The 11,170-nt window shown below is 67.1% G+C and carries 7 protein-coding genes; 1 reads left to right on the forward strand and 6 read right to left on the reverse strand.

The features are described 5' to 3' along the window. Positions 1-63: 63 nt before the first annotated feature. The 3 genes from F7O44_RS25870 to F7O44_RS25880 form a co-directional block, all read right to left on the reverse strand. The gene (locus F7O44_RS25870; RefSeq protein WP_162453209.1) at positions 64-1,029 is read right to left on the reverse strand and encodes an ROK family protein; all 966 of its coding nucleotides are present in this window, start codon (positions 1,027-1,029) and stop codon (positions 64-66) included. A gap of 297 nt (positions 1,030-1,326) precedes the next feature. Further along, a complete protein-coding gene (locus F7O44_RS25875) occupies positions 1,327-2,382 on the reverse strand; it encodes a LacI family DNA-binding transcriptional regulator (protein WP_162453210.1) in 1,056 nt (351 codons plus the stop codon). 29 nt (positions 2,383-2,411) lie between these two features. Next, positions 2,412-4,265 carry an MBL fold metallo-hydrolase gene (locus tag F7O44_RS25880; protein ID WP_162453211.1) on the reverse strand — a complete coding sequence of 618 codons (1,854 nt, stop codon included), beginning with the start codon at positions 4,263-4,265 and terminating at the stop codon, positions 2,412-2,414. A 23-nt stretch (positions 4,266-4,288) separates the two neighbouring features. Between F7O44_RS25880 and F7O44_RS25885 the strand changes: the two genes are divergently transcribed. Beyond that, the gene (locus F7O44_RS25885) at positions 4,289-5,605 is read left to right on the forward strand and encodes a protein O-GlcNAcase (RefSeq protein ID WP_162453212.1); all 1,317 of its coding nucleotides are present in this window, start codon (positions 4,289-4,291) and stop codon (positions 5,603-5,605) included. A 28-nt stretch (positions 5,606-5,633) separates the two neighbouring features. On the opposite strand, the gene F7O44_RS25890 is transcribed toward F7O44_RS25885, so the two are convergent. The 3 genes from F7O44_RS25890 to F7O44_RS25900 form a co-directional block, all read right to left on the reverse strand. Beyond that, a complete protein-coding gene (locus F7O44_RS25890) occupies positions 5,634-7,466 on the reverse strand; it encodes an HNH endonuclease signature motif containing protein (protein WP_162453213.1) in 1,833 nt (610 codons plus the stop codon). Between the two features lie 264 nt (positions 7,467-7,730). Beyond that, the gene (locus F7O44_RS25895; protein ID WP_162453214.1) at positions 7,731-9,272 is read right to left on the reverse strand and encodes an FAD-dependent oxidoreductase; all 1,542 of its coding nucleotides are present in this window, start codon (positions 9,270-9,272) and stop codon (positions 7,731-7,733) included. Further along, positions 9,259-11,163, reverse strand: a complete 1,905-nt coding sequence (locus F7O44_RS25900; protein WP_162453215.1) for an alpha-amylase family protein — start codon at positions 11,161-11,163, stop codon at positions 9,259-9,261. Before F7O44_RS25900 ends, F7O44_RS25895 begins: the two co-directional genes overlap by 14 nt. Positions 11,164-11,170: the final 7 nt, after the last annotated feature.

The raw sequence follows: 11,170 nt of genomic DNA on the forward strand, positions 1-11,170 counted from the left end.
TCGACCTGGCTTTCGATGCCGGCCTCGCCGGATGGCGTGTCCAAGCCGGACGTGCGGACGTTGTCAACCATGGTTCGCTCCGGTCAGTGCGTCGAATGCCACGACGCCGGCACCGGCGACGCACACCACGTCACCCAGTCCGGCCAGCACCACCTGCGCGGATTTGGCCGCAGGCGGCATGGCATCACGGCCAACCACCTCGGCTACGGGCTCCAGCAGCATCGAGCCGGTCCGGGTGACTCCGCCGCCCAGGATGACCAGCTCGGGTTCGAAGATGTTGACCAGGTCGGTCACGGCCTGTCCCAGGACGTCTGTGGTCTCGTCCCAGATCCTGCGCGCCAACTGGTCATCGGCGCGGGCTGCATCGGCCACCTCCACCGAGGTCAACGGATCGGCATCGGCCAGCGTTGACACCTCGCCGGAGGCCAGCGCCTCCGCGGCGCGCTCGGCGATAGAGGTCCCGGAGACGTACGCCTCCAGGCATCCCCTGCGGCCGCAACTGCACATGCGCCCGCCCGGACGGACCACCACGTGGCCGAGTTCGCCGCCGTTCCCGGCAGCGCCACGATGCAGCTTGCCGTGGATGACGGAACCACCACCAACTCCGGTCGAGATCGTGAGATAAAGCATGGTGGACACGCCTTTGCCGGCACCGAAGCGGTGTTCGCCGAGTGCGGCGGCCGTGGCGTCATTCTCCAGGAACGCAGGCACGCCGAACTCGGCCCGCGCCATGTCACCGAGCGGAATATCGATCCATCCCGGAAGGTGAGGCGGGGAGAGCAGAATGCCGCGAGTGCTGTCCAACGGGCCGCCACAGGAGATCCCGACCGCGGCCACCTCCAGTCCTGCGCGCGCTATCGCGCTTCGCCCCATGCCGAACAGCCTCGAGATGATCGCGTCTGGGCCTTGTTCCCGGCGGGTCGGTTCCACCAGGAGGCCATGGACAGCCCCGTCGGACGTCACCACCCCCACAGCGAGTTTGGTGCCGCCGATGTCGAGTGACAAAACGGCGGGTTCTCCTGCGCTCATTCGTCCTCCGGTTGGTCCTGTGGAGGGACCGGCTGGCAACATCTGGCCGATGTGACATCGTTCCCACACGACATGTTAGAGGTCGCCTCCGCGCCGGTCAAACACGCGGGATCGTTCCCAGGCGACGCCGTGTGCTTGCATCCTGTTCGGCGGTGATCGTGAGCAATCTATTGCCGTGATCAGGTGATCGTGAGCGGATCGCTGTCGTCGTTCTGCGGCAGTAATCTGCTCACGATCACCGCTACATGGGAATCGACATCCGGCGGCGGCATCCGACGGGTCAAGGGCAGGCTCGCGTCATCCGCGTTCTCGAGGCGGCGCGGTGGATCCACGCTGGATGATCTCCACCGGGATCACGTCCGCCACAGGTGCATCAGCCGGGTCGGCGATGCGCCGCATCAGCCGCTCGACCGCCACGCGGCCCAGTGCGGACGCGTCCTGGGCCACCGCCGTGACCCCGGGCTCCACCATGCTCATCCACGGCGCGTCGTCGAAGCTCACGACGCTTAGATCCGCCGGAATACCCAGCTTCACCTTGGCAGCCGCCCGCCACACGCCTTCGGCCAGCACGTTGTTGGCGGCGAACACCGCGGTGGGGCGGTCCTCGGTGCCGAGCAACCGGAGCGCGGCGTTGTAGGCGGTCTCGACGTCCCAGCCACTGGAAACGACCAGAGACGGGTCCTCCTCGATCCCGGCGGCGTCGAGAGCCTCCCGGTATCCGCGATACCGGTCGTGCCCGGTCGTCCAGTCGGTCTCGTCGATGAACAGGGCAATCCGGCGATGCCCGAGCTCCGTGAGCTGTTCGGTCACCCGGCGTGCAGCGGCGCGGTTGTCGACCACCACGGCGTCGCACTCTTCAGGGGCGAACTGCCGGTCGACCTCCACGACGGGGATCCCGTGCCGGCGCAGATAGTCGGATACGGCACGGGAGACCGGGGTGACGACGACACCGGCTACCCGCAGGGCCACAAACGCCTCGGCCGCGCTGGCTTCGTCGTCGACCAAGCCGCCGTCGTCAGCGAGCATCATGCTGTATCCGTGGGCGCGTGAGGCCTCACCGGCGCCGGCGGCCAGTTCGGCGTAGAACGAGTTGCGCAGGTCCGACACGAGGACGCCGATCGACAGACTGACCTGCTGCTTGAGGTGCCGTGCGGTGGCGTCCGGCACGTACCGCAACTTCTTCGCAGCCTTGAGGACCCGCGACCGGACCCCTTCGGCGACGTAGCCACGCCCGGTCAGCGCTCGCGATGCCGTAGACCGCGAGACCCCCGCGGCCTCGGCTACATCCTTGATCGTGGCCCGGCGCACCGGTGAAGCCGGCGCCACGGAACCGTCGTACGTATCCTGCGCCATCTTCGCCTCCAGTGGTCCCACCCGGCGCACTACTCTGCCGGGACGACGTTGACCAAGGCCTCGGCATGCTGGCCCAAGCGTAGACGGCCGAACGTCACATCCATCGCCACCCGCGCCCGTGCTTGCACGGAATCACCGGCTACGACATCAACCGAGGCAGTTGTCACCTCGCCCGGTCCGAGCTTAAGGATCACCACCTCCGGGACGGAAGACCACCCCTCGGGAAGCACCGGATGAATCGCGGCGTCCGTGGCACCGGGCAACGGGTTGCGCACCGTGACCTCGAAGCGCACTTGCCCCCCGGCCGGCACTGAGCTGCGGTACGGCCGGATGGTGACAGCGTTGCCGTCGGCTCCGAGATCGAACTCGTCGAGCGGCAACAGCTCATGATGGATGTGCACGACCTCGTCCGCTTGTTCGGCGAGCAGGTCGAGATAGGCGTCGTCGACCCATCGGTGCTTCCAGTGCCCGCTGACCATCAGCCCCGGTGCGACCTTGCGATACAGCGCCGCGCTGTCCTGGAAGTCGTGGATGCGGAACAGGTTTCGGTACTGGTAGTTCAGGATCTCCCGGCGCTCGCCGGGCACGCCCTGGATATCTTGCTGATCGCCGGTCACCATCACCCGGACGCCGTCCACCTCGAACTCGAAACCCGCGGCATAGAGAGTGTGCCCAGGGAGTTCATGCACGGTGATCGCGTGCTCCCGCCAATGGAAAGCCGCCCCCACGGGCAGCTCCCGGTCGACCGGAATGGGGTCGTACCAGAGGCACGGGAGGTCGTAACGTTCTGGATGTTCGAGGATGGGCGCGACATTCGCCGGTGCCCATACTTCCGTGCCCTCCGCCTCGCGCAGCAGCGGCATCCCCGCGACGTGATCGTCGTGATAGTGCGTGGGCAGGGCGACCTCGATCTTCTCTACGCCGTACTGCCGCCGCAGCGCGGGCAGCGATGCCAGCCACGGCCGCCTCGACGCGCGGTCGGTGCCAGCGGGCAGCCCGGTGGTCATGTCGTAGCCGTAGTCGATCACCATCGCGGTTCCGGCGTCGGACAACAGGACATACGAACACGCGTTACTGGTCCGGTTCAGCAAGAGATGCGGCGTCAGCTCGACGAACGGATTATCCAGCCGGTCGCGCAGGTCCCACGGGTGCGGCCGCCGGGAGTCGACATAACGACCCATCCGCTCGGCCAGCAAGCTGAGCGCGGACCGAGGGTCGTCCATCGGCTCGCCGTGGGACGGCAGCAGCAGGTCCAGCGGCTCGTCGATGAGCTGCAAGCAGCTGAGCACGGCCATCGCGGGGCCCTCGTTCTCGGTGTAGGACCACTGGGTCGCCGCGAGCGACCACACCTTCCCCGGCGCGTAGATGAGGTCACCGGTGAACGCGATCTCCCGGCCCCGGTGGGCGACGACGTACGTCACCGACCCGGTGGTGTGACCCGGAGTCGGCAGCACCCGGACGTCGATGCCACCGTAAGTGGCCATCCGGTACTCCGGGACCGTGCCCGCGATGGGGACCGGGTCCAGGAGAGAGAACTTGTCCTGGCGAAGGTTGTAGTCGTTGGCGATGGGGCGGCCGGCCCACATCCGATCCACTGCGGCGAACAGGTCCTGTTCGACCGGGGGAACGTGGATCTCGATACCGGCTTCGACCGCACGTGGCAGTCCCTGGCCCTGATCGCGGTGGTGATGGGTCATCAGAATGTGCGTCAGGCGCTCGATGCCCATCTCGTCGAGGTGATCGAGAACCGTGCCATCACCGAAGTCGACGGCGACGCCGGTGGCCGGGCTTACACCTTCGGACTCGTTGCGGATCACATAGACGTTGCAGGTATCCCTGATTCGGAAGATCCCGGGTGCCACTTCCTCGACTGCAGCAGACATGGCTCAATGGTATCGTTCCCACAATGCAGCGAAAGGCATCTGGCACACCCGCCCTGGACTGGCGGGGCACCATCGAAGGCTTCTACGGACCACCGTGGTCGCATGCCGACCGGTTGGCGCACCTGCGATTCGCCGAGCGGCACGGCCTCAACACCTACGTCTACGCGCCGAAAGACGACCCATTCCACCGGGAGCGGTGGCGCGAGCCGTATCCGGAGCGCGAGCTGGCCCGGCTATCCGAACTGGTCCGCGCCGCCCAATCCGCTCAGCTGCGATTCGTCTTCACGATCTCACCGGGCCTGTCGATGGTGTACAGCGATGCCGCGGAGCTCGACCGGCTGGTGGCCAAACTGGAACAGGTCTGGGCGATCGGTGTGCGACACATCGGCCTGCTGTTCGATGACATCGAGCCGGAGCTGACCCATGACGTGGACGTCTCCGTGTTCGGGGCGGCCCCAGGCTCATCCGCCCGCGCACACGCCTCCGTGTGCCGGCACGTCATCGAGGCTGTGCTGGACCGGCACGGCAACGACGGGCCCCTACTGATGGTGCCGACCGACTACGCGGGCACCAAGCCTTCGCCGTACCGGCAATTCCTGGCCAAGGAACTGCCTCCGGAGGTACTGGTGTGGTGGACCGGGCATGACGTCGTCGTCGGCGAGATCAGCCGCGAGGACATCGACGCGGCCGCGGAAAGCTATGGGCACCGATTGCTGCTCTGGGACAACTTCCCGGTCAATGACTTCGACCCGGCCCGGCTCTTCCTCGGTCCGCTGACCGGCCGTACCGCCGACATCGCGGGGTCGGCCCTAGTGGGCATCACGGCCAATCCCATGCCGCAGGCCGCCGCATCCGAGATCGCGCTCGCCACGGTAGCCGAGTGGGCGTGGGATCCGTCCGCCTACGATCCGGTTGCCGCGCATCGCCGAGTACGCTCGGCCCTGGCCGGTGGCGCCATGGTCGAGATGCTGATCGAGGCGGCTAGCTCGTGGCCGCCATCAGCGCCGCGCCAACCTCGGCTGTCCGCCCTGTTCGACGACGTGCGTCGGGAACCCGCGTTGGCCTCAGACGAGTTGCGCGCGATGTTCACCGTGATGGTCCAGCCACCAGAGCCGGCCACCGACGACGCTGCCCGGCTGGTCGCCGAGATCCGGCCCTGGCTTGACGCACAGGCGGCGATGGGGCAAGCCGGATTGGCCGCCCTGGATCATCTGAGATCGCCTTCGCCCGAGACCCGGGCCACGGCCGAGAAGGCCCTGGTAGAAGCTCAAGCTCACGAGGCGGACGTACTGAAGGGCATCATCGCGCCGTTCGTCGCCAGCGTGCTCGAGTCTCGGTGACATCGCACGGTTCACTGAGCTGATGCGTTTAGAAGGGCGGGGTGTCGGGCGGAGTGGTCCCAGACGGTTGAGGACTTCCCGGCGGGTCGTGAACGCCGTGACGCTGGGTATCGCTGCCGTTGCGCGAGGGGGTGTCTGCCGCGTCGGGCGCAATGCGGGGAATCTGGACCACACTGGTGTGGCCAGTGGGGCTGGTCCATTGCTGGCGACCGTTGCCGAGATCTTTGACGTGCCAGCCGGCGCGGTGTTTCTGCATATGGCAGGGTTTGCACAGGGCAGAGCAATTGCAGGCCGATGTCGGTCCGTAGGGCCACGGCCGCCGATGGTCGATCTCGCACCGCATCGCCGGACGATGACAACCGGGTGCCATACACTCGCGGTCTCGCAGTAGAACGAAGTCCACCAGCTCTTGCGGCGGCGAGTATCGGGTAGTGCCGTAATCGATGGCGTGCCCACCGGCCGGAGCGGTGCCCACCCAACGCCAGAAACCGGCAGCGGCCAACGCCCGGGCGGCATCGGCGTCGATCGGCCCGTATCCGTCGAGATGGGCGGGGTGTTCACTCAGCCCGAGCAGGGCGGTCATGGGAATGGTGATATTCACGCTGACCGGTCGTCCATGCATAGTGGCCAGCCGAGTTCCGGTAGCGGCGCCGCACTCGGCGCATTCGTGTCCACCAAGATGACCTGTGGCCAGTGAAGACCACCCGAATGACGCCAACGCATCGGCCCGACGTTGCGCCCGTGTACGAGAACCCTGCTTCGAGCCCGCCGCTGGCGCGGCGGCGTCACGTGACGCGGCCGGGTCCTCGGCGCGGGCACCTATATCAGGGTCTTCACCGCCGGCGCCTTCACCGCCGGCGCCTTCACCGCGGGCGCCATCACCGTCGGCACTAGCACCACCGGCGCCATGACCATCGGTCCCATCTCGTGCGTCGGCGACAGCGTTCAGGGCGGCCAGGACGGCGGCCGCTTCTTCGGCGGGAAGGTAGGCGACGAGCCAGGCCATGCCTTCGTCCGCCGGCTCGACCCACACGTCCCGGCGGGAACGGGCTTCGCGGTGCCGATGTTTCGCACCGGCGGCGTCGAGTTCGTGGAGAAGTTCGTTGACCACGCGGGACAGCTTCACATCGGTCCAGCCGTGCACGAACGGCAACACGGCCTTCTCGATCAGGGCCGCGACGCCTGGGCCACACTTGTTCAACGTGCGCGTCAAGATACGGGCCTTGGACTCATCCAGCCGACCCTGGGCGAGCGCGGCATGCACGTTCGGGCATTCCTCCACCAAAGTGACGGCGTGGTCGACGAGTTTTTCAGCTTGGGGCTTGGTCCACGGCCGCACCGCACACAACGCTCCCGCAGCCACCGGGACCGGATGCAACGCCCCGAATCCGTGTGGATTGTCCGGGCGGATTTCCGGACGCCGAGTCAGCTCGGCCGCTGCCTCGGCTTGTTTGGCTCTCGCCCAGGCGACGATCCGTTCCCACGCGGCCACAGCGTCAGCCACCTCATGGACATCCAACTGGGACAGCGGGAATGCCTCCAGCGCCATCGCCAGCGATGTGCCCGGGACCATCGTGGCGAACCGAGAGCTATCCGCCTCCGGCCCCAGGCCGAACTGCCCGGCCCGCACACCCGGTGCAGCTGTTGCGTCCGGATCACTCGGGCAAGCCCCAAGCGAGTCTTCCGGATCCGTCCACGGCCGCTCGGGCTCAGATACGCCTTCGGCGCCGCACTCAGCGTCACCGGCGAATTCCGATTCGATCAACCGAACCCACGCCGCATCGACATCATCAGCCACCGCACGCGCGGCTTGTCCGGGTGTATTCACCCGGACCGCGGCGTCTTCGTGGCTCTGACTCATACCCTTAATGTTAATCGAACATAAGTTTCTGTTCAATACCTTCACCAGGATAAACAGTGCTTGTCATTACTGATCCGACGATAAACGACTCCCCACGCAGGGCGCTAGTGTCGCGGACCGGAAGTCCGCGTCCGAGTTGGTTTCCAGGTGGATGCATCGCAAGGCGCCGAAGGAGGTCGATGTGGTGCATCGATCGACGACGGCTACGCAGCGAGGCGCCGCCTGGGCATCAAATCCAGGCGCACGGATTTCCGGTCCGTGACACTAGATAGCGAGCGCTTGGCCCTGATCTCGCAGGGTGTTCTGCAGCCGGGAAACGTCGATCGACTGCACCGGTCGGCCTGACCGGGATGCCTCGACGGCCGCCAGCCCAGCGGCGTGGCCCAGCATCTGGTACTGCACCTCCATGCGCACCGACGAGAACGCCACATGTGACGCGGACAGGCAGACCGGCACGATCAGGTTGATGCATTCTGAGTAGCGCGGCACCAGCGACCGGTACGGGATCGAGTACGGCCGCACCGGCACCGACAAATATCCCTCGGTGAAGACCATGCCGATGGGACGGGGGTGTTCGTGTACCCACCGCCACACACGCTGCACCTCACGGACGTCGATGTGGTACGAACCCATCGCCACGGTGTCATGCTGCCGGCGCGGCGCGACACCCAACAGATCATGCTCGGTCAGGATGTACTCACCCAGCATCCGCCTGGCCTCCCGGACGTACAGCTGGTCCGGGAGGTGATCGGTGTCGGTGAACTCGTCGGCGGGTAATCCCCACCGGGATATCTCGTCGCGTACGCCGGCCGGCACCGCCAGGTCGTTGGCCAGGAAGTACAGGAAATCCCTGGCATGGTTCACGTGATGCAGACGGATCCGCTCCCGGCCGGCCGGGTCGGCCTCTGGGTACTCCCAGGCGGATCCGTCCAGGACACTCAGTGAGAACGGCCCGATCGAGTTGCCGTCACATTTTCCGTTGGGCAGGTTCTGTTCCAGGCCCAGTAGCTGCCCGGCCCGGACCTCTAGTCCGTCCTTGTCCCAGCGGTCGAAGATCCGCCGGCCGAGCTCCCAATAGGCGTCGTCGTAGCTCTCACTGGGTGTGAAGGGAATCCGGTCCGCTGCCTGAGTCAGGCAGACCCGATAGCCGTAGGACATCACACCACCGTCGCCCTCGCCCACGTCGTCCAGTTCACGATCGTGGATCTGAGGCACGATCGGCCCGCCTTCGAAGCCCTCGGCGTCGCCAGCGAACGGCGAGATCCACGCGGGGACGGTGTGCCGGCCGGGCACCAGTTCTTGCCGCCCGGCATGAATCTCTGCGTACAGGGCACGACTTTCACGGCCGACCGCGTAGGAAACACCGGCCCCGGCCATCAGGTCTCCTTCGTAGCTGGCATCCACGAAGACCCCGCCGGCTACCTGTCGCCCGCCGAGGAGTTCCACCTCGGTGATCCGCCCGTCGGCACATCGAACGCCGCCCAGCACCGATCCGAACCAGACCTCCACGCCGGATGCCTCCAGCCAGTGCAGGTAGATGCTCTCGGCGACGTGTGGTTCGGGTCCGGCATAGTGGCCCACGGCAACGCCGTAGTGCTCGGCGATGGCCCGCCGCAGCCGCCCGGCCATGCCCTGCACGACCCGGACGTCGCCGACGTCGGTGTAGCCGAGCCCGCCTGACGTCATCCCGCCGACGTGGCGGCCGGGTTCGAGCAGCAGCACCGAGGCACCTGCCTCGGCAGCGGCGACAGCAGCGCAGACGCCACCTGAGGTCGCGCCATAGACCACGACGTCATGTCCGCTCATCGCGGTACTCCTTCCACGTCCGGGCCACCAGGGCCAGGTCGGCTGCGGTCAGCGGTTCTCCGGAGTTGTCAATGGCCTCCAGGTAATACAGCGCTGGGACCCCCAGGGCGGCCTGGGCCTCGACGTATGCGCGCCATGAGGCGCGGTCAGGCATGGGCCACTGATCGGTGTCCAGCAGGTGACCGGGCAGGCTGGCGGCGACGACGGCGTGCCGGAAACGCAACTGGTCCACCACCGGCACCTGGGCCCAGCCAGCATCCCATTCCAGCACGTCGTTGAGCCGGACCATGTCACAGACGTCCCCGAACGAAGGGTGCGGCGTATGAGTCACGATCAACGCGTCCGGTTTGGCCACCTTCGCGGCGCGGTGGATGGTGCCTAGCAGCGTGTGCAGCGCTGCGATTCCCCACGTTCCCTCATGTGCGCGCAGCGACATCCCCGAGGGCGCTCGCTGGGTGAAGTCAACCTTGAACCCGTCCGCGTCAAGTCCGTCCGGGCCGAGAAGGTGTGTCACGATCCGGGTCAAGCGGTCGAGATATGCCGGGTTCGCGACGTCGACCGCCACCGGCCGGCCGACCGGATCCAGGACACATTCCTCGACTGGGACACCTTCGGGGTCCCATGCCTTCCACCACAACAGGACCTTGCGCCCGGCCTGGTGCTGGTCGGCGATCCAACCTCGCAGGTCCGGCCACTTGGCCGGGTCGATGGTCGCTGTCCCGTACGACGCCTGCCACCGGTCGTCGATCACAATCGTGCCTGGATCAAGGCCGGCCCTGCCCATGGTGGACAGAAACTCGTCGTACACGTCCTGGCGGGCAAGATCCGCCGCTTTCACTACGGTCGCTCCGCCCACCAAGCCGGCACCGTCGGATCCGGGCTCGTCAGCGTGCATCGTGGCGGCGCGCGCGCATTGTGCGCCCCAGCCGCAGAAGATCGGTTCAGCCCACCATCGGGGCGGCGGCTCCGGTAGATCCGGCGCGAGGTCACGGGCGACGAGGTCGTCGCGATAGTCGGCGATCGCCTGCCACGGCGTGGCTGCCGGCCGCAGCACCACCTCCGGGCTACGCCAGGTACCAGGGCCAATCCGGGTGTGTCCCTCGTAGTCCAGACGGAGACAGAATCCGCCGTCGAGTGGGCTGTACTGGGCGGAGGTCATCGTGAGCTCGGCCACCGGCGCACGCACAGACATTCCCCACCAACGGCCGTCGGGAACGTCGGCAGCGCCGGTCGCGGGTTGATCGCCCAGCGCCCAGCACAGCGGCGGCGGCGAGAAGATGCCGTGCAAGCGCCCCGGTGACGCATCACCTACGACACCGAGCGACGACGCCGCGCTGGCTGGGCGTACCACGTGAACAGGCTCGGTGGGCGTAGGGCTGAACAGCGAAGCGAACCGGATCGAGGATCGGAAGGTCCCGCCTGCGCCGTTGGGAAGAATGGCCCGTCCGCCCAGCAACGTGACCTCGACCAGCCGGTTCGCTCCGGCGTCGCGGCGTCCGGCCCGCGGCCCGGACGCCGCGATCCACAACACCACCTCGGTGGCGCTACACCGCACATGAACAGCCTTCTCAGCCCAGGTATGGCCGGCCATCTCGACGACGAACTCGACGGCGCCCTCGGACGCGTCGGCGATCCGCGCCGGCTGGATGTCGTACGACTCGTCTCGGGTGCCCATCAGGTCGAGGCTGCCGAGCAGCGAGAGCTCGGTCCAGACCTTTCCGGGGCCGTCGGCCGCCCGGTCCTGGAGCACGGCACGCGGCTGGCCATGGTCGATGTCGAGAACGTACGCCACCCCGGTGACCGTGAAACCGGACGTCGAGCGGGTCCACTCGACGCCGCTGTTCTCCGTCCGGGTCGCCTCGCGGGGCATACTGAGATCGCTCTGTGGCATCTGGATC

This window comes from Phytoactinopolyspora mesophila (genome assembly GCF_010122465.1).
Taxonomy (GTDB): Bacteria; Actinomycetota; Actinomycetes; order Jiangellales; family Jiangellaceae; genus Phytoactinopolyspora; species Phytoactinopolyspora mesophila.

Excerpts from the sequence above, each read along its gene's own strand:
- F7O44_RS25890 (WP_162453213.1), bottom strand. The coding sequence starts at position 7,466 with ATGAGTCAGAGCCACGAAGACGCCGCGGTCCGGGTGAATACACCCGGA.
- F7O44_RS25870 (WP_162453209.1), bottom strand. The coding sequence starts at position 1,029 with ATGAGCGCAGGAGAACCCGCCGTTTTGTCACTCGACATCGGCGGCACC.
- F7O44_RS25880 (WP_162453211.1), bottom strand. The coding sequence starts at position 4,265 with ATGTCTGCTGCAGTCGAGGAAGTGGCACCCGGGATCTTCCGAATCAGG.
- F7O44_RS25895 (WP_162453214.1), bottom strand. The coding sequence starts at position 9,272 with ATGAGCGGACATGACGTCGTGGTCTATGGCGCGACCTCAGGTGGCGTC.
- F7O44_RS25885 (WP_162453212.1), top strand. The coding sequence starts at position 4,289 with ATGCAGCGAAAGGCATCTGGCACACCCGCCCTGGACTGGCGGGGCACC.
- F7O44_RS25875 (WP_162453210.1), bottom strand. The coding sequence starts at position 2,382 with ATGGCGCAGGATACGTACGACGGTTCCGTGGCGCCGGCTTCACCGGTG.
- F7O44_RS25900 (WP_162453215.1), bottom strand. The coding sequence starts at position 11,163 with ATGCCACAGAGCGATCTCAGTATGCCCCGCGAGGCGACCCGGACGGAG.